Source organism: Brasilonema bromeliae SPC951, assembly GCF_012912135.1.
Classification (GTDB): domain Bacteria; phylum Cyanobacteriota; class Cyanobacteriia; order Cyanobacteriales; family Nostocaceae; genus Brasilonema; species Brasilonema bromeliae.
Map to the genome: position 1 here is coordinate 1 of NZ_QMEB01000044.1, position 23,918 is coordinate 23,918.

Consider the following 23,918-nt stretch of genomic DNA (forward strand, 5'->3'; position numbering starts at 1 on the left):
AGCCTATGAGCCTGGGACTTACAGTCCTAGGCGGACGAAAACGCAGTCCAATAATATGTAAGAAATTTGACATTTATTTTCCTAAGTGCAAGAGGTAAGTTAACGCAGTGCGACACACTACCTTTAAACTATAAATCAGTAAAAAAATCAGACTTATCCACCATCCTTGTCTTTGGTGGAAAATTTCCATTCTGTAACTTACAAAATTAAAAACACAAAATTGACGGTATGCCAATTGTTAATCATTTAATAGAAGTCGAAACCAAACAAGGCATCAATATACATAATATTACGTCACCGATTCAAGAATTGATAGAATCAACCTCTATTAAGAATGGTCAAGCTTTGATTTTTTCTCGCCACACTACCACGGCATTAGCTATTAACGAATATGAAGAAAGATTGTTAGAAGATGTTAAAGTGTATTTGCAAAAATTAGCACCAGAATCAGACCGCTACTTACATAATGATTTACACTTAAGAAAAAATATCCCTGTAGATGAACCAATGAATGCCCATTCTCACTTAATGGCAATGACTTTAAGTACGAGTGAAGTGATTCCGATTGTGGATGGAAAATTAGCTTTGGGAACTTATCAATCTGTTTTATTTTTTGAGTTAGATGGACCACGCAAGAGGACTGTCTTTTGTCAAATCTCTGGGGAGTCGTAAGTAATGAGAACGAAAATGACAAACAATCATGCAATTGTCATCGGTGGTAGTATGGCTGGGTTGGTAGTCGCTCGTATTTTGAGCGATCGCTTTGAACAAGTCACGCTTATAGAACGAGACCAATTTCCTTGTGGCGCAATTGCGCGCAAGGGAATTCCTCAGTCTCGCCACCTTCATGTACTATTGCAGCAAGGTCAGCTCATACTTGAACGATTTTTCCCTGGACTTGGCGAGGAAATGATTGCTGCTGGTGCTCATCTCATAGACGTGACAGCAGATATGATGTGGCTAACCCCTGCTGGATGGGGAGTTCGCTTTCCCTCCAATGTTTCTATGCTGGGATTCAGTCGCGATTTACTAGATTGGATTATTCGTCGCCGCCTAGCTACCATCAACAACATCCGCTTTGTGGAAGGGTGTGATGTTATGGGACTTCTATCCAATACTGATGGAACTTGTGTAGCTGGTGTATCCCTTCGTTCAAGAACCTCTGAAGAAGAGCAGTTGCATGCCGATTTGGTCGTTGATGCAAGTGGACGCAGCTCCAAAAGTCCTCAATGGCTGAAAGCTTTGGGTTATCAACCCCCACAGGAAACCGTACTCAATGCCTTTTTAGGTTACACCAGTCGCCTTTACCGACTCCCCACTGATTTTCAGAGTGATTGGAAAGTAGTGTGTTTGCAAGCAGCACCTCCAACACGCACACGCGCTGCTGCATTTATGCCATTGGAAGAAAATCGTTGGATACTAACGGTTTACGGAGGCGATAGCGATTATCCACCTACTGATGAAGCTGGCTTATTAGAATTTGTTCGTAGTATGCCTTGCTCTTCAATTTATAACGCAATCAAAAATGCAGAACCACTCTCTCAAATCTACAGTTATCGTGGCACTGAAAATCGCTGGCGTCACTACGAACGACTACCCCGTTATCTCGAAGGGTTCTTGGTTTTAGGTGATGCAGCCTGTGCTTTTAATCCTGTCTATGGACAAGGGATGACAATTGCAGTTTTGGGTGCTTCGACTTTGGATGAGTGTCTGCATCAGCAACGGCAATACCAACCTAACGGCGATTTTACAGGTCTAGCAAGGCGCTTCCAGAAAAAACTCGCTAAAATCAATGCCGTACCCTGGCTATTAGCAACAAGTGAGGACTATCGTTATCGAGGAACCGAGGGTAAACCACCCAGTCTGCTTACCCAACTCATGCACCGATACATGGATAGAGTTGTGCAGTTGACGACAAATCATGCTGATGTACGCTTAGCACTACTGGAAGTGATGCATATGGTCAAACCGCCTGCGACACTGTTTCAACCGAGAATAGTTATTCCAGTCCTCAAGCAATTGTTCAAGCTCAATTGAGCGTTTTTGGCAAGAATCTCACGCAGTGAGCAAGCAGGATAGAGACTGCATATCCTAACAAAATTGGCTCCTACATCTAGATTAGAACTTAACGCATTCTACAAATAGCTTTTGTAGATGCAGGGAGATGATGATGCTTAAGTCCTTTTCTGCAGGGTTAATATTATTATTGATTGTTATTCTGCCCGCTATGGCAATTGGATACGCAATTTCCTACCGCACAATCGGGCATCAAGCCGCTCAAAGGCGTTTGGGTCGAACTGCTTTGTTGATACTGCTTGCTTTCTTCGTTGGCTTCGGGCTTAATTCACTCGGCAAATATGGATCGATAAGCATTAATTTTCTATTTGCAGCTTTTGTGGTTTTATGGCTCCTAAGCTGGAACTGGCGAAAGAGAAAGGCTGGTGCTTTACTACTTGATGTAGGAGGGTTTTCACGAAGCAAATTAATGCTTTGGGCTGGTGTATTGGAAGGACTGTTCGCAGTCTTCTACACTTGGTCGGCGATTAATAAAATCTCAACAGGGCTTGAGAGTGACAGCAATCTGGTGGAAGTTCTAGCGCGACCGGTTTTCCTTTGGTCGTTAGCCATCTATTTCCTCTCAACGGGATTGAGTAGACTGGAGTTTCGAGAAAACGGCATCTGCTATATGCTTTCAGTAGTGAAGTGGGAGAAGCTGACATCCTACAGGTGGAACCCAGACAAACCTAACATTATGACGATTGAGTTCAAACAACCACCACTTCTCCTATCAACAGGATTGTGGAGTTTGCGGATTCCATCAGCACATCGAGATACAGTGGAGCAGATTCTGGCTGAACATGTAAACAATTAATGATATTCCTGAGAACAACAGAAATATAACTTAAGATAGATGCAAAGACAGCAGTTTACTGGGTAAGAATCTCACAAGCGCGAGAAGACAATCATGAGTATCACCATTAGCGGTTACAACCTCATCGAGGTCATTTATGACGGTGCCACTACGTGTGTTTATCGTGCTTTGAGGGAAACAGAGCAAACCTCGGTGATTATCAAAACTCTTAAAGCTGAGTATCCCACTATAGAACAGCTTACCCGATTAAGACATGAATATAAAATACTCCAAGCTTTAGAGATAGAAGGAATTATTAAACCGTTAGCTTTAGAAAGCTATCAAAATGGTCTGGCGCTCATCTTGTCAGATTTTGGGGGAGAACCCCTGAAAAATTTAATTAATGCTCAAAAGTTCAATTTCAGCTTAAATTTAAGCAATTGTTTGCAAATTGCAATTCAATTATCTTCAACACTGGCTCAGCTACATCAAAACAATATTATTCATAAAGATATTAAACCCCATAATATCCTGATAAACGCGAAAACAGGTCAAGTTGAAATTATAGACTTTAGCATTTCATCGCGTTTATCAAGTGAGAATCAAACAGCCAATAATCCCAATTTGCTAGAAGGCACCCTTGCCTATATGTCACCAGAACAAACTGGGAGGATGAATCGCTTAATTGACTACCGAAGTGATTTCTACTCCTTAGGTGTCACCTTCTATGAAATGCTTACAGGACAGTTACCTTTTCAAGCTGCTGACCCTTTGGAATTGGTTCATTGTCATATTGCTAGAACAGCAGTGTCACCAAAAGAACTCAATCCAGAGATTCCGCAAGCGGTTTCTGATATTGTCATGAAATTGTTGGCAAAAACTGCTGAAGAAAGATATCAAAATGCTTTGGGATTAAAAGCGGACTTAGAAGAGTGTCTAAGAAAACTGCAAGCGACTGGAAAAGTAGAAGATTTCGTTGTCGGTCAACTTGATTTATATAGTCAATTTATCATTCCCCAAAAACTTTATGGTCGCGAAAAAGAAGTCGCTACCCTAATGGATGCCTTTGAGCGAGTGGCAAACCCCCCTGAATCCCTTCTTACCAAGGGGAGCCAGCGCCTTGCGGGGGTTCCCCCCGTTGTGGCGACTGGCGTGGGACATAGGGGGGTAGAAATGATGTTAGTCAGTGGTTACTCAGGTATTGGCAAGTCTTCCTTAGTCAATGAAATTCATAAACCCATCGTCCGCCAACGGGGTTACTTTATTTCTGGTAAGTTTGACCAATTTAAGCGAAATATTCCTTATGCTTCCTTGATTCAGGCATTTCAGGAATTAATCAGGCAGTTACTAACAGAAAGTGCTGACAAGATAGCCGTTTGGAAAGCAAAACTTTTAGAAGCCTTCGGTTCTAACGGTCAAGTGATTACTGATGTTATTCCCGAAGTTGAAAGAATTGTTGGTGTTCAGCCAGATGTTCCTCAATTAGGGCCAACTGAATCCCAAAACCGATTTAATCGGTTGTTTCAACAATTCATTCATGTATTTACCAAACTCGAACACCCATTGGTTCTCTTCTTGGATGACTTACAGTGGGCAGATTTAGCTTCCTTGAAGTTGATTCAGTTGCTTGCTTGTGATCCAAATAGTCAATATTTGCTACTGATTGGAGCGTATCGGGATAACGAAGTTAGTGCAACTCATCCGTTGATGTTGACTCTAGAAGAAATTCAACAAAAAGGTGCAGTTGTTAACAATATTGTACTCCAGCCTTTGCAGATCACTCATGTCAATCAATTAATCAGTGATACCTTTCGCTGTGACACGACAAAGACAATGTCGCTGGCTGAGTTAGTGTTTAACAAAACTCAGGGAAATCCTTTCTTCTTAACTCAGTTACTCAAATCTTTATATAATGACAATCTGTTGTCTTTTAATTTCACCCCCCTCCCTTACCAAGGGGAGCCAGCGCCTTGCTCTGGTCAAGAGAGTTGTGGCGACTGGCGTGGGACAGAGGGGGGTTGGCAGTGGGATATTAAGCTACTAAAAGACATTGATATCACTGATAATGTCGTTGAATTGATGATTAATCAGATTCATAAGCTATCAGTAAACACACAGAATATCTTAAAGTTAGCTGCCTGTATTGGAGATAAATTTACCTTAGATGTTCTGGGTATTGTTAATCAAAAATCTTTGTCTGAAACAGCAGCAGATTTGTGGGAATCTTTGCAGACGGGTCTAGTTTTACCCTTAGACCAATCTTACAAAATTCCTTTAGTTATTAGTAGTCAGCAAAATGAACAACTAACAAATGACTTAGAGGAGCAAGCGACTTCCCGTACCGTAGAAGAACTGACAATTGCCTACAAGTTTCTACATGACCGAGTACAGCAAGCAGCTTATGCTCTCATTCCAGATTCGCAAAAAAAAGAAACTCATCTCAAAATTGGTCAATTATTACTACAAAATATTACGCCGGAAGAACGAAAAGAAAATATCTTTGCTTTGGTCAACCAACTAAATTATGGTACCGATTTACTCACCTTAGAGTCAGAAAAATATGAGCTGGCTGAACTTAATCTTATAGCAGGTCAGAAAGCGAAAGCAGCGGCGGCGTATGAATCTGCTATGCGCTATCTAAAGGTGGGTTTGGAATTATTAGCAGTAAATAGTTGGCAGAATCAGTATGAGCTAACATTGGCACTTTATGAGTCAGGGGTAGAAACAGCGTACCTGAATGGCGATTTTGAGCAGATGGAGAAATGGGCAACAGTTGTCTTGCAGCAGGCAAAAACCCCTATTGACAAAATGAAAGTTTATGAGGTAAAAATCCAAGCCTGCATGGCGCAAGTCAAACAACTCGAAGCGATCAAGATTGGGTTACAAGCATTGGAACTACTGGGGGTAAGCTTCCCAGAGTCGCCTAGCGCCTCGGATATCGAGGAAACACTGACTCAAACAGCAAGAAATTTGAGCGGGAGAAATATCGAAGACCTGATTAACCTACCATTAATGACGGAGGTCGATAAGCTAGCAGCTGTACGGATGTTAGCATGCCTAGGTTCTCCGACTTATCAAGCTGGACCTGCCTTGTTGCCGTTAATTGCGTGCGAACAGCTGAATTTGTCAATCAAACATGGAAATTCACCCTTCTCAGCTTATAGTTATGTTCTTTACAGCATCATGATAAACGGTTTATTTCAGGATATTGAGTCGGCTTATCAATTTGGTAAGTTGGCTTTAAGTCTTGTAGAAAAATTCAATGCTGTAGAACTCAAGACAAGTGTCTTTTTCGTGGCAGGTTCATCTGCGTTTCATGGAAAAGTTCATGCCAAAGAAACGTTGCTACTTTTGCAGGATTCATACTCTAGTGGATTGGAGAACGGACATTTTGAATATGGTGGCTATGCCGCTATGCAAAAATGTTACTATTCATATCTCATCGGTCAAGAACTGGCAAAAGTTGAACGAGAAATGGCAGCAACCAGTAATGTTCTTGCTCAACTCAAGCAAGAGAATGCTTTGAGTTGGAATCAAATATTTCAGCAGTCAATTCTTAATTTGCTAGAACCTTTTGAAAAACCGTGCTGTTTATTGGGTGAAGCCTACAACGAGGAGAAATCTTTACCACTGCTTAAAGAAGCAAATGACAGAACTGGACTTCACTACTTCTATTCAAACAAACTGATACTCTGTTATTTATTTGGAGAGCACGATCAAGCATTGGAAAATGCAGTTCAAGCCGAACAGTATTTAGATGGGGTAAAAGGATTCTTGATTGTGCCTGTGTTTCATTTTTACGATTCTTTAGCACAACTAGCAATTTATCCATTAGTACCACACTCGCAACAAGAACATCTCTTGAGTAGAGTGATCAAGAACCAGGAAAAGATGCGAAAATGGGCAGACCATGCCCCAATGAATTTTCTGCATAAGTATGACTTGGTAGAGGCAGAGAAAGCGCGGGTATTAGGGCAATATTGGCAAGCAACAGAATATTATGACAGAGCCATTGCTGGAGCGAAAGAACAGGGATATATCCAGGAAGACGCGATCGCAAATGAACTCGCAGCCAAGTTTTATTTTGAGCGTGGTAGAGAAAAGGTGGCTCAGACCTATCTCACAGATGCTTACTATGGATATATTCGCTGGGGAGCAACAGCAAAAGTTAGAAATTTGGCAGCAAGATATCCTCACATTTTCTCCCAGACACCGAACCGACAAACCAAAGGTCTAGAGATGAATCAGACAATTAGCTCTACGACTACAGGTACTCCCCTTCTGGATTTAGCTGCAGTCATGAAAGCATCTCTTGCTCTTTCTGGTGAAATTGTTTTGGACAAGTTGCTGGCTAAATTGATGCGAATTGTGATTGAAAATGCTGGAGCAGAAACAGCTTTTTTAATTTTAGAAAAAGCAGGACAGTTACTCATAGAAGCCTCAGGAAGTGTCGGGCAAGATGAGATAACGGTGCGGCGCTCAACACCTGTAGAAACTAGTCAGCAGCTACCAATATCTGTCATTAATTATGTGCGAAGCACTCAAGGACATGTCGTACTGCACGATGCTAGCTCTGAGCCAGTCTTTGCAACAGATAACTATATTATTAATTCTAAACCAAAATCTATTTTATGTACGCCAATTGTCAATCAAGGTAAACTTATTGGCATTCTTTATTTAGAAAATAACTTGACAATTGGAGCATTTACACCAGAGCGATTGGAAGTTTTACAACTTTTATCCTCTCAAGCAGCAATTTCGATTGAGAATGCACGTCTTTACAATGATTTAGAGGAATATAATCGAACATTGGCAGCGAAAGTCGAAGAGCGAACGTTGGAGTTACAAGATAAAAATTTGCAACTCCAACAGGAAATCAAAGAACGCCAGCGAGCAGAAGAAACAGCCAAAACCGCCAACCGTGCCAAGAGCGAATTCTTAGCTAACATGAGTCATGAACTCCGTACCCCGCTCAATGGTATTTTAGGTTACACTCAAATCTTTAAGAAAGATAAAGCTTTAACTGCTCAACAAAAGAATGGTATTGATGTTATTCATCAGTGTGGTGAACACCTACTGACACTCATCAACGATATTTTAGACCTCTCCAAAATTGAAGCACGGAAAATGGAACTTTATCCAAAAGAATTTCATCTTCCGGAATTTATTGAGACTATTGTTGAAATTTGCCGCATCCGTGCCGAGCAAAAGGGAATTTCGTTAATTTACAAAACGCTTTCTCCCCTACCAAGACTGATTCGAGCAGATGAAAAACGGTTGCGTCAGGTTTTGATTAATTTACTTAGCAATGCGGTGAAATTTACAGAAAAAGGTAGTATAACTTTCACAGTGGGCTATCAGGAGGAGAAACTTCGTTTTCAAGTAGAAGATACAGGTATTGGCATTGCACAGGAGCAATTAGAAGAAATATTTTTGCCATTCCAACAAGTGGGTGACGAGAGTCGTAAGACTGAAGGAACAGGATTGGGATTGGCAATTAGCCGTCAATTAGTTCAGATGATGGGTAGCGAACTAAAGGTGAAGAGTACTTTAGGTAAAGGCAGCGTTTTTTGGCTCGATTTGGATTTACCTGAGGTTTTCCAACAAAGTGATGTTAAGAGCATCGATGAAGACAATATCATTGGTTTTATAGAACCCACACGGAAAGTTTTGGTAGTAGATGATAAATGGGCAAATCGCTCTGTTTTAGTGAATCTACTACAGCCATTGGGGTTTGAAGTCACAGAAGCAACAAATGGTTTAGACGCTCTTGACAAAGTGCGTGAATTTAAACCAGATGTGATTTTGATGGACTTAGTCATGAGCGTGATGGACGGCTTTGAAGCCACCCGTCGCCTCAGGATGTTACCAGACTTCAAGGAAGTGATAGTCATTGCTATCTCAGCTAGCGTTTTTGAGTGGGATCAAAAACAAAGTCGAGAAGTTGGTTGCGATGATTTTCTGCCCAAACCGATCCAAAAAGCGGATCTTTTAGAAAAATTACAAGTGCATTTGGGGTTGGAATGGATTTATGAGCAGCCCGAAAATCAAGTCAAGGCGCAAAGCATTGCACCTGCGCAGACTCAAGACTCACTTGTCGTCGCCCCACCAGCAGAAGAACTTGCAGTCTTGCTTGATTTGGCGATGAGGGGCGACTTGAGAGGGATTGCACAACGAGCTGCCAAACTAGAGGAGTTGGATGAACAATGGGTACCGTTTGCTACTCATTTACGTCAACTAGTTAAAGGTTTTAAAGGGAAACAAATCTTGGAGTTTATCACAAAATTTTAATAAATTCATAAGAGGTTTTATGAATATTGACCCTACTCAAAAAGGTGTCATCTTAATTGTCGATGACACTCCCACTAATTTAGAAGTGTTGTTCGATTTTTTAGCCGACTCTGGATTTACAGTTTTGGTTGCTGAAGATGGTGAGAGTGCGATTGCAAGAGCAGAATATGCCCCACCCGACCTCATCCTGTTAGACATACTCATGCCAAGAATGGACGGTTTTGAAACCTGCAGTTGTCTGAAAGCCAATGAATTAACAAAAGATATTCCCATCATTTTCATGACCGCACTTTCCGAAACAGTGGATAAGGTCAAAGGATTGAATCTTGGTGCAGTCGATTACATCACTAAACCACTCCAGCACGAAGAAGTTTTAGCCCGGATCGAACTCCATCTGAGGCTGCGGAACTTAACTAAAACACTCCAAGAGCAAAATCAGCAAATCCGCGAACAAGCTGCTTTGCTCGATATCACCACAGATGCCATTCTTGTTAAAGATTTGGACAACCAAATCCGTTTTTGGAACAAAGGGGCTGAACATTTATACGGATGGAAGGCAATAGAAGCAATTGGTAAGAATGTCAATCAGCTTTTGTACCCAGTGGAAACTCAATCTCAACTCCAAAACCTCCAGGAAAGTTTGGCTCTTAGTGGCTCATGGCAGGGTGAGTTACATCAAGTGACCAAAGAAGGCAAGGAAATTATTGTTGCTAGCCGGTGGACTTTGATGGGCGAGCAAGATGGGCAACCGAAATCGATTCTTACAGTCAACACCGACATTACAGAGAAAAAACAACTCGAAGCGCAGTTTCTTCGTGCCCAGCGACTGGAAAGCATTGGCACACTTGCAGGCGGCATTGCCCATGACCTGAACAATATTCTGACTCCAATTCTGACAGCAGCGCAACTGTTGCAGCTAAAACTTCCAAATATTGATGAGCGGAGTCAGCAAATGTTTACCACAATAGAAACTAACACTAAACGCGGAGCAGCTTTGGTCAAGCAAGTGCTACAGTTTGCACGCGGAGTCGAAGGCAAAAAGCGCACGATTGTGCAAGTGAACCACCTGTTCTCAGAAATAGAGCAGATTGTTCAAGAAACATTTCCCAAATCTATTGAATTTTCCACGAATATAAAGTCAGACCTTTGGGCGATCGTTGGCGATGCGACACACCTGCACCAGGTGCTCATGAACCTAGTTGTTAACGCTCGCGATGCCATGCCCGATGGCGGGACTTTGAAGATTTCTGCCGAAAATGTGTTCATTGACGAACACTATGCCCGCATGAATCTTGAGGCAAGTGTCGGTTCCTACATTATGATAAGTGTTGCCGATACGGGAATCGGTATGTCGCCAAAAATCGTGGATAGAATATTCGAGCCGTTTTTCACCACTAAAGAGTTTGGCAAAGGTACAGGGCTAGGTCTTTCAACCGTCAGGGGTATCATCACAAGCCACGGTGGTTTTGTGAACGTATCCAGCAACGTTGGCAGAGGAACTGAATTTAAAGTGTTCTTGCCAGCAGTAGAAGTAACAGCAACACCGGTGGCAGAAAACCTCGAATTGCCAAAAGGCAACCGAGAATTGGTTCTAGTTGTGGATGACGAATCCCCAATTTTAGAAACTACCAAAATCTCGTTAGAAAGTTACAATTACCAAGTCTTGACAGCCAGCGATGGAATAGAGGCGCTCGCGCTGTATGCTCAGTACAAAGATGACATTAGCGTGGTGTTAGTGGATATGATGATGCCGTCGATGGACGGTGCACTAACCATTCGCGCCTTGCAAAAAATGAATCCGCATGTCTTGATTATTGGTGTCAGCGGTTTGGTAGCCGGCGACAAACTGATGGAGCAGGCACGAGTCAAAGCATTTCTTTCTAAGCCCTATACGACAAAGGAATTATTGCAAACTTTACACAGTGTTCTTTTTCAGGATGTGAGAAACACTAAGAGTGCAAAAAATTGGGAAACATGGGACAGAGTGAGAACAAAATCTATCATTTATTACCCTGAAAGTACCCCAAATAACGATCATTTTTAGGAAAGTATGTTCACCTGACATCTTATTTAAGTTGAGAAGAACACAGAACACAGAACTTTGCACCTAAGAATAATTTCACGAATGAACCTGCTTACTTAAGAAACTGGCATATTTCTGGTATATTCTTCGTATAAATCACTTTGTGCAATGAAGTTCAATCAGGGGGCAGATTGCTTGCTGTATAAAACCTTAGTAAAGAGCCTTATAATGGTTTTCTTTCTGAATGGGTGTAAGCAGCAAAAGTTTTGCACGACTACCGTAATTTTACGGTAAAAATGAAATTTTAATTATTACAAAACAAGTTGTCAGGAATTACGTGTCACGGCATTGTGTCAACAATTGCATATACAAACAACTCACGAACACTGTGTGAAATAAAATTCACAAAGCGTGGAATCATCTAAGATAACAAACCGAAATAACTACAATGGAAAGAATTGGTTATCTTCAGCTTGCATCAGCAAACGAGGCATCAACAAGAAATGAGCATACTCAAGTCCCGTTTAATCTTAATCTTTTTGCTGAGTTGAATTGGAGAAAAGTGTCTAGTAGTGCAGCGATACATCTTCTATCTGTAGCACTAACTTTGGCACTCTTGAGTATAGCTGAGCGTGCGCTAGCACTCCAGAAAGTAGGAAGTAGTGGACCTCAAATCTCAAATATCCAAAGGTGTTTGAGCAATTTAGGCTATTACAATGGTCCGGTGACAGGTAAGTTTGCTTCCTTAACTCAAAATGCGGTGATTCGATTCCAACAGGCAAATAGACTACCAACTGATGGGGTCGTGGGTGCAAGAACTCAACAATTGCTGCAATCTCAATGTCAAAGTAGAAGACCTGGTGGAAGTGTCAGTAGTGGTCTGCAACCAGGTAGCAGCGGTCAAGCCGTCACTAGATTACAACAGGATTTAGGGCGTTTAGGTTACTTTAATGGTCCGATAACAGGTAACTTTGGTTCAGAAACTCAGCAAGCAGTCATCAAATTCCAGCAAGCACGTGGAATTCGTCCTGATGGTGTTGTCGGTGCGAGAACAGAAGAAGCAATACGTATTGTTCTTAGCAGAAATAATCCGACAGTTGGTGTCGGTGGAGATAGCTTACCCAATGCTTTGAATTTGGGTGACTCAAGTCCTCAGGTCAGAGAATTACAACAGGATTTACAGCAGTTGGGCTACTTTAGAGTGAATCCAACTGACTATTTTGGTCCAACAACCCAGGAAGCTGTAGCACGTTTTCAGCAAGATAATCGAATAGTACCCAGTGGTATTGCTGACTCACAAACCTTGGGAGCAATAACGATTGCTTTGAGAGAGCAAAGTTATGGACAAAATTCTGAACAAAGTTCTGTTGTACAAAATTCTGGACAAAGTTATGGACAAAGTTATGGACAAAGTTCTGTTGTACAAAGTTCTGTTGTACAAAGTTATGGTTGTTCAACAGCTACTGGAGATATTTGTCAAGGTGAGAGAAGTCAGCGAGTGACAGTCGTACAACAGCGTTTGCAGAATTTGGGATTTTTTAGGGGTGACACTTTTGGTTTTTATGGTCCAGCAACTAGAGATGCTGTGATTCAATTTCAGCGATACTCTGGATTAGAAACGACAGGATCTGTCAATTTTCAAACTTGGCAAGCATTGGGGTTGACCAACAACGGGAACAACTCTACAGAATTGAATACTACTAAAGAGAATCGCTATGTTGTCATCATCCCGATTTCTAGGAACGAGACTTTAAATGAAGTGCGTCAATATATACCAGAAGCTTTCCGCGCTGAATCTAGACTCGGTCCCTATGTTAATGCTGGACAATTTAGAGAACGCTCGCAAGCGGAAGATTTGTCTAAGTGGTTACGCTCACGTGGGTTAGATGCACGAGTAGAATACTTTTAATAGTTTTGGGCGATGATTTCAAAGATATCAAAGTTATGACTCATAACTCTGATATCTTGATTCTGTAACTTGATTCCTCACTTCTTCTCGAAATCTAAAAATCATGGCAGAAACTCGTATTGGAATTATTGGTGGCAGTGGTTTATACAAAATGGATGCCCTGAAAAATATCGAAGAGGTGCAAGTCCAGACACCTTTTGGAGCACCATCCGATGCTTTGATCCTAGGAACTTTAGAGGATACACGAGTTGCTTTTTTAGCGCGTCATGGTCGCAATCACACGCTATTGCCTTCCGAGTTGCCATTTCGCGCCAATATTTATGCAATGAAGCAACTGGGTGTGGAGTATCTTATTTCTGCTTCCGCCGTAGGTTCTTTGAAAGAAGAAGTCAAACCACTGGATATGGTGGTTCCCGATCAATTTATTGATAGAACGAAAAATCGGGTTTCAACGTTTTTCGGTGAGGGAATTGTTGCTCATATCGCTTTTGGTGATCCGATTTGTAAAAATTTGGCTGGAGTTGTTGCAGAGGCGATCGCCAAACTCAACTTACCAGATATCACTGTACATCGTGGTGGTACCTATGTATGTATGGAGGGACCAGCATTTTCGACAAAAGCGGAATCAAATCTTTATCGCAGTTGGGGTGCAAAGGTAATTGGGATGACCAATTTGCCTGAGGCGAAGTTAGCACGGGAAGCCGAGATTGCCTATGCTACTCTAGCTTTGGTGACTGATTACGATTGTTGGCATCCAGATCACGATAGCGTGACAGTGGACATGGTCATTGCTAATTTACAGCGAAATGCAGTCAACGCTCAAAAAGTGATTCAAGAAACAGTGCGGCGTTTGAGCGAAAATCCACCCTCAAGTGATGCACATTCAGCGCTAAAGTTTGCGATTTTGACAAACCTAGATAAGGCACCCGTAGCAACTAAAGAGAAGTTGGCGTTGTTGTTAAAAAAGTATATCTAGAAACGAGAGTATGAGATAAACAGCAAAACTGCGCGTATGCCTGTGGCATGCTGCGCTTTTGCCCAGCGCTCATCTATAGTGTCTGATTGTTCATCAGGATTCCTGTTTTAACGGATACTCTCATAGTGTGTATTATCCGCAAATACCGTTAGCTCCAGAAAGCTTTTCTAAGCAACCTTTTCGTCAATTTACGTCTCATAGCAGATATCGGTTAATGCCTAATGGCAGAATTTTCCATTGAAACCAGGTGTTACTATTTTTTCAGTGAAGGTAGAACAAAGTGCATCAGTTACCAATCATCTACAGTTATCAAAAAAACCTGTCTGCCATCACAAAATAAAGCTGACGTGTATCACAGCTAAGTTATATTCCCGAGATATAGGGGATAATATAACTGTGAGGAGAAAACGGAAGCAACTTGTATCAGAAAGGGGAAAATATTATGAAATCCAAGCTTATCGCACTTTTAACCTTAGTAGCTCCCCTAGTCTTAGCTAGTTCAGTGAATGCAGCGAATCCGCAGCACGTAAAGAAGCTACTTTCTACTGGGGAATGTGCAGGGTGTGATCTATCGAAGGCAAACCTCAGTGGTGCACACTTAATTGGTGCTGACTTGAGAGATGCGAATCTCAAAGGGGCAAACTTGACAAAGGCGAATCTTGAAGGTGCTGATCTGACAGGTGCTAATTTAGCAGGCGCTAACATGACGTCAGCTTTAGCGACGAATGTTGATTTCAAGAAAGCCAATCTTAATAGAGTGAATTTCACTCGTGCTACGATTCACGACTCTAATGTGTATGGGGCATCGATGAATGACCTCAATATTACCAACGCCGAAATATCTAATACAGGTATAGGTATCGGTGGTGAAGACGCAGAAATTCCTGATTGGAAATAGAGCTTACCATAGGATCGATTGTGGGAAGTAGAGAATAGGGTTCCCAACGCTCGTTACTAGCCTCAGCCTGGTAACGAGAACACAAAGGCTCAGCCTCTTGTTGAGAATGGTGAGCCAGCGCGTTGGGGAGCCAGTACTTGATGAGGGTTTCCCTCACTTGGTATCTGGCGTTCGGGTCTCCCGACTTGAAGCGTCTGGCGTGGTTTCCCCCATGAGCGACTGGTGAGACAGCGCTGCAGGAGGGTCTCCCTCCGTAGGCGACTGCGAACCCGAAGGGCGAACCCGGAGGGTGCACTCATCTGAGCTAAACCTACTTCCCGAAAGAAACCCCGAAAGAAACATGCCGAAAGAAACATGTTTTATCAAATCGCTGTAAGACCGTAAGACGCAACTTTTTAGAATTTCCACCAAAACCCTAAACTAATGGTGGTGATAATGTCAATAAGTATAAATCTTGTAAAATGTCCTCCTCAAAGATAAGAGCTTAAGATAGGCTAAATATAGGGTAAAATCGGCATTTAGACTTGTATAAATGAAAGGTGCACTGATTTTTGCATGATTTGTACTTAGACGAGTACCATGATTAGCAACTTACACACCTTGGGATAACACTACATTTGAGAGTGTAGTCCATAAAAAAATTGACTTGGAATGCTACCTCTAAGTCATGCTATCTAGGTAATAGCTACTGCCCTGTTAGTGGTTTTCTACCTTGTAGTTGATGAACCAATCATGGAAGCGCAATTATGGTTATAGGTAACTAGAACCTCGTTGTACCCCAAAGTCAGTAGTGCTAGTGCACCGGTGCATGGTCTAGTCAACAACCTTTTGGTTGTAACTGTCCGGATTAAAGTAAGTGAAGTCTGAAAATTATGGAAGCCGAAATGCAAGAACCGGAAATTGTGGAAACTAAGTCTCCAGAAGCAACGATGGCAAATATCAACAACCAAACAGGAAGCATAACGAAACTCCAGCCAACCGTGCAGTCTCAAGATCAATGGCTAAAATACGGAGAACAAGTTTCTGGCTTTTTAGCGACACTGCCTGAATATCTGGGAAACTTCTTTAATAGATACAAACAGCCCCTGGTTAGCATTGGTTTAATTGTGGCAGCAATTGTCGCTGTGAAGGTAGTTTTGGCGATATTGGATGCTTTGAATGACATTCCTTTGGTATCACCTACCTTTGAATTAATTGGCATTGGTTACTCTACATGGTTTATTTACCGCTATCTCCTCAAAGCCTCAACTCGGCAAGAGTTAACTGATGAAATTACAACTCTCAAATCACAAGTTGTTGGCAAGCAAATTCCAGAAAGCTAAAGACCTGCTAAGGAAATTGCATATCGTTGGTTTTGAATTGTCTGCCTGAAGGCATTTGATGACTGGGTGAATCCAGTTCTGCACGAGGGTTTGTTGACAAAAGGAACTGGCATACCCTTTGCTCTCAGTATGCCCATCAGCGCAAAGCGCACGGCTGCGGGTTCAGGAAATGGCGCAGCCGTGTCTATGGCATAGTCTTTTCCGCAGGGAAAATAGGAAATCAATAGACTATTGTCTTGCAAAATCAGCGTCTTCAGATGGAAGTCTGAGGTTGACAAAGCAAAGCCTGCGTAAGCAGGCTTTTGGTTTATGAGTCTGTGTAGTCAGTAAATTTTGGTTCAGCACTTGTATTGCAAAACTTATCAAGGTGCTGTCACAATGCTCTGAGATTCAATTGGTTGCAATCTTCCCATTCGCACCAAAGCTTGATGAACCATAGCTGTAACCTCAGCACGGGTAGCTTCTTGATTTGGTGCCAAAACTTGTGGCTCCGGGTTGTTTACCACAAGACGATTTTCTGTAGCCGCTGCTACCTTATCAATGGCGTATTTAGGAATATCTTTGGCATCTTTATAGATGCTTAAAACTTTTTCAGGGGAAGAACGTACTTTGAGATCCAACCCACTGACAAGAGCAACTAAAACTTGTACTCGCGGAATTTTTTGGTCTGGTTTGAAACTTTGGTCTGGATATCCTTTTAAAAATCCAGTTGCAATTGATCGGTTAATTGCTGGAATTGCCCAGAATTCTGGTGGTATATCTTTAAAATTTGTTGAATTTCCACCATCTCTTTTGTCAAAGGCTTGTTGTAAAATAGCAGCAAATTCAGCACGGTTTACAGGCTGGTTAGGTCTAAAAGAGTAATCAGGAAAGCCTTTGATCATTCCACGAGAAGAGAGAATATCAATGAAACGCCGTCCCCAAAAATCAGCAGGTACATCTGTAAAAGCAATTGGTGGGGGAATTGTTGGTAATTTTTCACTAGGAGTGACGACACGAGATTGTTGTGTACTCGTGGTGGGAGGAGTGAATGATGGCTGTTCTGGTTTTGACCACGCTTCGTCTGGAGGTACATTCAAAGTTTGAGGAAACAGATCGTCCAAGAAGGTGTGTTTATCAGTTGGGGATGGAGTGACTGTTGGTTTGACGCCAGGAAGGATAAATGGAATTGCTTGTTGTTCAGGGATTACAGGAATGATTGGAGAAGCTGAGGAAGTCGGCGAGGGGGATATCAACCCAGTGAAATTCCAATTAGAATTCTTACGGGATAATGTCCAAAATAGAATCATCCCGATAGTCAAAAAAGCAACAAGAATACCGATAAATTCATCAAAACCAAGGGTATTGTTTGGAGATGACTCCGAATCTGGAGGACGCATATTTGTCATCTTTTAGTGACTAAAGGACAAGGTGCAGCATTAAGGTTATTGGTAATAGGTTACAATTTTCAGGTTACGGATTTGTTAAAACTCTTATAACTATTATCTCAGAGTACTCGCAGCAAGCTAGGAATACTGTCTACTCCTGCAAACGTACGAATTTCTGCTAACGCTTGCCGAAAATCGCCTTCTCGAACATCGTGAGTGACAACAACAATTTCTGCAAGTTCTCCCTGAAAACCTGTTTGGACAATTGACTCCAAGCTGACTCCGTGATTGCCAAAACAAGTTCCCAATTTGCCAATCACTCCGGGTTGATCTTTGGTAAGAAAACGAGTATAAAATCGGGTAATAAGTTCTGCCATTGGCACAATTTGGCAGTAGTCTTGATGTGCGCAGGTTAGCAGCGGATTTGGTACTGCTGTACTAGTTTGAAGTGCTGCTACTAGGTTCAAAATATCTGATGTTACAGCACTAGCAGTTGGTCCGGCACCCGCACCAGGACCAAAAAACATCACCTGTCCTATGGGTTCACCTTCAACAAGAATAGCGTTATTCACCCCGTTAATACTAGCTAGGGGGTGTGCTTTCGGGACTAAAGTCGGATGGACTCTGATTGAGATGGGGGGAGAGGAGGTAATTCTTTTGGCAATAGCAAGCAATTTGATCACAAATCCTAATTTCTCGGCATAGGCAATATCTGTCTTGCTGACTTGCCGAATCCCCTCACAGTAAACATCTTCCAATTTGATGCGTCCACCAAAGGCTAATGATGCGAGGATGGCGATTTTATCTGCGGCGTCTAAGCCATCGACATCAGCTGTTGGGTCAGCTTCAGCATAACCTAATTGCTGGGCATCAGCTAAGACATCACTGAAGTTGCTGCCTTCGGTTTGCATCCGCGAGAGGATGTAGTTAGTCGTGCCATTAATAATGCCAGTGATGGTGTGAATCCGGTTGACGCTTAAAGATTGCTTTAAAGGTTGAATCACTGGAATACCACCACCCACAGCGGCTTCCAGCATAACGTAGACCCCTGCTTGATTAGCAGCGCTAAAGATTTCATCACCAAAACGGGAAATTGCGGCTTTGTTAGCAGTCACCACATGCTTGCCATTTTGAATGGCTTTGAGGATCAGCGATCGCGCTGGTTCTAGTCCCCCCATTACCTCGACGACAATATCTACCTCTGGGTCGATGACAATTGCTTCTAAGTCTGTTGTTAACACCGTTTGTGGTAGGGTGACTGCGCGGGGTTTGTCGAGCGATCGCACTCCCACACGATAAATTTCTACTTCTTGCAACAACGGGTGACGAAAACCGCTATTTTGTAACAATTGCACTGTACCCGTTCCTACAGTGCCTAATCCCAATATTCCTAGTTTTACACCCACAAGTCTTACACCAATTTTAGATTTTAGATTATTTTGTCAAAAAAATAACAATTGTAGGGTGAGCAAAGCCCACCCTACAATTAGTTTTCTTATTTAGTTTATAGCTTTTTGTCAAAAGCCTAATGAGTCATAACTCATGACTCATGACTAAATTAGTATGTTTCTACGTGCCAGCGACCAGCTTTTTTCAGGTCTTTTTGGTAACTACTCCAAGTCACACCTTCTTTCGCAGCTGCTGCACTCAGCGCCGCATCAATACCATCTTCCATACCCCGTAAACCACAGATGTATGTGTGGGTTTTCTCATCTTTAATCAAATTCCAAAGTTCATCTGCATGTTCTGCGACGCGGTCTTGGATATACATTCTGCCACCTTCGGGGTTTTTCTGTTCCCGGCTGATGGCATAAGTGAGGCGGAAATTCTCGGGATACTTTTGTTGTATTTCTTCCAATTCTTCCTTGTAGAGGATGTTAGGAGTTGTAGGTACACCAAATATCAACCACGCAAATCCCTTGAATTGGTATTCTGGGTTAGCAGCTCTTTCGTTGTCTTTGAACATGCGCCACAGGTAGGCACGCATGGGGGCGATACCGGTTCCTGTTCCCATCATAATAACTTTGGCTTCGGGGTCGCTGGGTAACAACATTTCTTTACCCACAGGACCTGTGATTTTCACATCGTCCCCTGGTTTGAGGAAACACAGGTGTGTAGAACAGACACCGTAGATTGTTTCACCGCTTTCTGGGTGCTTGTACTCCAACTGGCGGACGCACAGAGAGACTGTTTTGTCATCCACATCATCGCCATGACGGGTTGAGGCGATCGAGTATAGTCTGATTTTTTCTGGCTTGCCGTTCTTATCCACTCCAGGTGGGATAATACCGATACTTTGACCTTCTATATAGCGCAGATCACCAGCGGAAATGTCGAATTTGAGGTGCTGAACAATACCAATACCGTCTTCTTTTACTAACGCTTCATTGGATATGCACTTACCAACAAAGGGAGCGTTCGGACGGTAAATGTTGACAGGAACGTCAGCATGTGATTCTTTTTTCGCTTTTGCTTGAGTCATGGTGTTGCCTTGTTTGTCCTTTTGTTTGGGCTGTTGCTCAGCTACAGGTGTGGCTTTACCATTTGCTTGACTGCTAGCAGTCTCGGCTTCACTATTAGCATCTACTGTAGAGGTTTTTCCATTGAGATGCTCTAAAGCATTCAAAGGCTGGATGCTAACAATTTTGCCACCTAGGCGAGTGATCCGCCGTGTCTCCTGATTCATGCGGTTGTAAGGCACTCTGATGAATACACTGCCACTATTACGAATTGGGTAGTTTGTTTTATCAGTTTCTTCGCTCTGACCTAGACCCACCACCTCATATAAAAAAACACGGCTACCTGATTCTGTGTTGGCAGCACCTTCAACAGCACCTTTAATGTACATTCCTTCTACCACTCCGATGTCTACTTAACCTTTAATTGAAAAATCCTTCCCAGCACTATGCGCCAGCTTTAGTTTACATGATTTTGGCTTGACAAAACTGACGCTTTTTGGGCGATCGGCATCACTAGCTAATGCGATGCTCGGCACACTCACCAAAGACACGCACCGAATGGCAAACACACACACCTGTTCACCTTCTAAGGTAAAGGATAAGTCTTTTGGATAATGTTAATAATGAATCAATTTAATCTTTTTTTTTGGAAGCACCACCACCCATAGAGGGAGATAACTTCTTGAAAGGAAATACCAGCAAGGCTTGTATGGAGTACTTCCTTCTGTTACAATCCAATATAACACTAGGATTAAATACTTACCAGCAACAAATTCAGACTACTCAGATAGGTATTTACTGGCACTGTCTTGTATACCCGTCTAGTCCGTTATGGCGGTGCTGGGGGCGAAAACGCATATTGACGCCATTGGAGTAAACTCCTGGCTATAAAATGCTGTAAGAAAAATAAGTGATTGACTCATCTTTAGTATCTAGAGGAGATTTATGACTAAGCCGGAACGCGTGGTATTGATTGGAGTAGCTGGAGACTCCGGATGCGGTAAGTCTACTTTTTTGCGTCGCCTGATAGATTTATTCGGTGAAGAGTTAATGACAGTCATCTGCTTAGATGACTATCACTCTTTAGACCGTAAGCAGCGTAAAGAAACGGGAATAACTGCACTTGACCCAAGAGCAAACAATTTTGACCTGATGTATGAGCAAATCAAAGCGCTCAAAGAAGGTCAAGCAATTGATAAGCCGATTTACAACCACGAGACCGGCAATATTGACCCACCAGAAAGAATAGAGCCAAATCACATTCTCGTGGTTGAGGGGTTACATCCCTTATATGATGAGCGGGTACGCGAACTCATTGACTTCAGTGTCTATTTTGACATCAGCGATGAGGTCAAAATTGCTTGGAAAATCCAGCGAGACATGGCAGAGCGTGGTCACCGCTATGAAGATGTTTTAGCTCAAATCAATTCGCGTAAACCTGATTTTACAAAATACATTGAACCGCAAAGAGAATTTGCTGATGTCGTTCTCCAGGTATTGCCTACAAATTTAATCAAAGACGACAAAGAGCGCAAAGTCCTGCGGGTACGTATGCTCCAACGGGAAGGAAAAGAAGGCTTTGACCCAGTCTACCTCTTTGATGAAGGATCATCAATTCAGTGGACTCCCTGCGGACGTAAACTGACGTGTTCTTATCCTGGTATGCAACTGTACTACGGCTCAGATGTGTACTACGGTCGTTACGTCTCTGTGTTAGAGGTAGATGGTCAATTTGACAATCTCGAAGAGGTCATTTATATAGAAACACATCTAAGCAAAACATCTACCAAGTACAAAGGTGAGATGACTCACTTGTTACTGCAACACCGCGAGTACCCAGGTTCCAACAATGGTACTGGTTTATTCCAAGTGCTGACAGGTTTGAAAATGCGTGCTGCTTACGAGCGGTTAACATCTAAGGAAGCAAAACTAGCAGCTAAAGTTTAGTTAAAGTAGATGTTTTTGTGTCTAGGCTGTTGGGGGTGCTCACGGGCGTCCCCCCCGTTCTTTTATAGTTTTCTTAGTCTTCTGTTCCCTGTTTGTTCTTCCGGAAAGAACAGTAACCAAGTAGAGTAACTTTTTTTTATCTTTAAAATAATCAGTCTTAGGTTATATTTTTGAAAAAGTAACATAACTTACGAATTTTCATTGTAAAAATGTTGTTATGATTGCAGATTAAAGTGGCTGAACTAAACGCTTGCGTTTAGTCAATCAGAAAAATGTTCTATGGAGGAACTACACTTGTCTCATCGTTATCTATTTACCTCTGAGTCCGTGACTGAGGGGCATCCAGATAAAATCTGCGATCAGATTTCTGATACAATTCTAGACACCTTACTCTCACAAGACCCCAGTAGTCGTGTGGCGGCTGAAGTTGTCGTTAACACTGGTTTGGTACTGATCACTGGTGAAATTACGACTAAAGCCAATGTGAATTATGTGAATCTAGCTCGCAAAAAAATTGCTGAGATAGGTTATACCAACGCTGAAAACGGGTTTTGTGCCAACAGCTGCTCAGTGATTGTCGCATTGGACGAACAATCACCTGATATTGCTCAAGGTGTTAACACTGCTCATGAAACCCGCGAGCAGAATAGTGAAGAACTATTCGACTCTGTTGGTGCAGGTGACCAAGGTATCATGTTTGGCTTCGCTTGTAACGAAACACCAGAACTGATGCCCTTACCCATTAGCCTTGCCCACCGCATTGCTCGCCGACTGGCTGCAGTCCGTAAAACAGGTGATTTGCCATACCTGCGTCCTGATGGGAAAACGCAAGTCACCATAGCATATGAAGACGGACGTCCTGTAGGAATTGATACCATCCTGATTTCCACCCAGCATACGGCTACCATTGGTGACATCACCGATGAAGCAGCAGTGCAAGCCAAGATTAAAGAAGATCTGTGGTCAGCGGTGGTCGAACCTGTATTCTCCGACATTAATATTAAGCCGGATGAGGCGACTCGCTTTTTGGTCAACCCGACAGGTAAATTTGTCGTCGGTGGTCCTCAGGGAGATTCTGGTCTAACCGGACGTAAAATCATTGTTGATACCTACGGCGGTTACTCGCGACATGGTGGTGGAGCTTTTTCTGGTAAAGACCCCACCAAGGTAGACCGTTCTGCAGCTTACGCTAGTCGCTATGTGGCGAAAAATATTGTCGCCGCTGGCTTGGCAGATAAATGTGAAGTCCAACTCAGTTACGCCATTGGTGTAGCGCGACCAGTAAGCGTGATGTTGGATACCTTCGGCACGGGTAAAATTGATGACCAAATCTTGCTGGAATTGATCAAAACGCATTTTGAACTACGCCCAGCAGGCATTATTCATGCCTTCAATTTACGCAACCTGCCCAAAGAACGAGGCGGACGTTTTTATCAGGACGTCGCGGCTTACGGTCATCTTGGGCGCAACGATTTAGACTTACCTTGGGAGCGCACCGATAAAGCAGAATTGTTGCAGCAAGCAGCAAAGAATTTCCTATCGGCAGCGATTGTATAAATACAATCAGGAGTTGGAGGCTAAATTAGTTAGCTTCTAGCCCTCTTGGTTTGCCCAGCCCCCGTAGTGGGGGCTATTTTATGAACGATTTCTGAGTAGACACTTAGGTAGTCAGTGGTGGATGGGGCTTTTCTTCGGTGCCTACCACAGAGAAAAGTTTTTTAGACTCAACTCTTTTCATGACAGGAACTATGATGATATTCTACCCTACCCTGAGTACAAATAGACTATACAGTTTGATTCTAAAACGTTGCTAACAGCCTAATTATGGCGATTTTTGTTTGCAGCAAATAAACTTAACTTAGAAAGAAGAAATGA

At 42.5% G+C, this 23,918-nt stretch carries 15 protein-coding genes; 11 read left to right on the plus strand and 4 right to left on the minus strand.

Going from position 1 to position 23,918, the window contains the following annotated elements:
* The first annotated feature begins 228 nt into the window (after positions 1 to 228).
* The 9 genes from DP116_RS08075 (at position 229) to DP116_RS08115 (ending at position 16,270) form a co-directional block, all read left to right on the plus strand.
* Complete coding sequence (locus DP116_RS08075; protein ID WP_169154697.1) at positions 229 to 672, plus strand: secondary thiamine-phosphate synthase enzyme YjbQ; 444 nt, start codon at positions 229 to 231, stop codon at positions 670 to 672.
* 15 nt (positions 673 to 687) lie between these two features.
* Entirely contained in the window at positions 688 to 2,037 is a 1,350-nt protein-coding gene (locus tag DP116_RS08080) for an FAD-dependent oxidoreductase (RefSeq protein WP_246275532.1), read from the plus strand.
* Positions 2,038 to 2,227: 190 nt separating this feature from the next.
* Positions 2,228 to 2,872 (plus strand): DUF5673 domain-containing protein, encoded by a 645-nt coding sequence (locus DP116_RS08085; RefSeq protein WP_169154699.1) that lies wholly within the window; start codon positions 2,228 to 2,230, stop codon positions 2,870 to 2,872.
* Positions 2,873 to 2,965: 93 nt separating this feature from the next.
* On the plus strand, positions 2,966 to 9,142 hold the full coding sequence (locus DP116_RS08090) for a hybrid sensor histidine kinase/response regulator (protein WP_169154700.1): 6,177 nt from the start codon (positions 2,966 to 2,968) through the stop codon (positions 9,140 to 9,142).
* Positions 9,143 to 9,161: 19 nt separating this feature from the next.
* Positions 9,162 to 11,186: an ATP-binding response regulator gene (locus tag DP116_RS08095; RefSeq protein ID WP_169154701.1), complete on the plus strand. Its 2,025-nt coding sequence runs from the start codon at positions 9,162 to 9,164 to the stop codon at positions 11,184 to 11,186.
* 427 nt (positions 11,187 to 11,613) lie between these two features.
* Positions 11,614 to 13,074 carry a peptidoglycan-binding domain-containing protein gene (locus tag DP116_RS08100; RefSeq protein ID WP_169154702.1) on the plus strand — a complete coding sequence of 487 codons (1,461 nt, stop codon included), beginning with the start codon at positions 11,614 to 11,616 and terminating at the stop codon, positions 13,072 to 13,074.
* Between the two features lie 103 nt (positions 13,075 to 13,177).
* Positions 13,178 to 14,050: an S-methyl-5'-thioadenosine phosphorylase gene (locus DP116_RS08105; protein ID WP_169154703.1), complete on the plus strand. Its 873-nt coding sequence runs from the start codon at positions 13,178 to 13,180 to the stop codon at positions 14,048 to 14,050.
* A gap of 442 nt (positions 14,051 to 14,492) precedes the next feature.
* Positions 14,493 to 14,948, plus strand: a complete 456-nt coding sequence (locus DP116_RS08110) for a pentapeptide repeat-containing protein (RefSeq protein ID WP_169154704.1) — start codon at positions 14,493 to 14,495, stop codon at positions 14,946 to 14,948.
* An 872-nt stretch (positions 14,949 to 15,820) separates the two neighbouring features.
* Positions 15,821 to 16,270, plus strand: coding sequence for a CAAD domain-containing protein (locus DP116_RS08115; protein WP_169154705.1), 450 nt, complete (start codon positions 15,821 to 15,823; stop codon positions 16,268 to 16,270).
* Here DP116_RS08115 and DP116_RS08120 read toward each other — a convergent pair.
* From DP116_RS08120 to cpcD/petH, 4 genes are all read right to left on the minus strand, one after another.
* A complete protein-coding gene (locus tag DP116_RS08120; RefSeq protein ID WP_211173155.1) occupies positions 16,267 to 16,512 on the minus strand; it encodes a hypothetical protein in 246 nt (81 codons plus the stop codon). The two genes, DP116_RS08115 and DP116_RS08120, sit on opposite strands and share 4 nt — an antisense overlap.
* A 120-nt stretch (positions 16,513 to 16,632) precedes the next feature.
* Positions 16,633 to 17,649, minus strand: a complete 1,017-nt coding sequence (locus tag DP116_RS08125; protein ID WP_439330035.1) for an S-layer homology domain-containing protein — start codon at positions 17,647 to 17,649, stop codon at positions 16,633 to 16,635.
* A 107-nt stretch (positions 17,650 to 17,756) separates the two neighbouring features.
* Entirely contained in the window at positions 17,757 to 19,043 is a 1,287-nt protein-coding gene (locus DP116_RS08130) for a homoserine dehydrogenase (RefSeq protein ID WP_169154708.1), read from the minus strand.
* 152 nt (positions 19,044 to 19,195) lie between these two features.
* The gene (gene cpcD/petH / locus DP116_RS08135) at positions 19,196 to 20,485 is read right to left on the minus strand and encodes a bifunctional rod-capping linker CpcD/ferredoxin--NADP reductase PetH (protein WP_169154709.1); all 1,290 of its coding nucleotides are present in this window, start codon (positions 20,483 to 20,485) and stop codon (positions 19,196 to 19,198) included.
* A gap of 556 nt (positions 20,486 to 21,041) precedes the next feature.
* Here cpcD/petH and DP116_RS08140 point away from each other — a divergent pair.
* Both DP116_RS08140 and metK read left to right on the plus strand, forming a co-directional pair.
* Positions 21,042 to 22,043, plus strand: coding sequence for a phosphoribulokinase (locus DP116_RS08140; protein WP_169154710.1), 1,002 nt, complete (start codon positions 21,042 to 21,044; stop codon positions 22,041 to 22,043).
* Between the two features lie 294 nt (positions 22,044 to 22,337).
* Complete coding sequence (gene metK / locus DP116_RS08145) at positions 22,338 to 23,600, plus strand: methionine adenosyltransferase (protein ID WP_169154715.1); 1,263 nt, start codon at positions 22,338 to 22,340, stop codon at positions 23,598 to 23,600.
* The last annotated feature ends 318 nt before the right edge of the window (positions 23,601 to 23,918 follow it).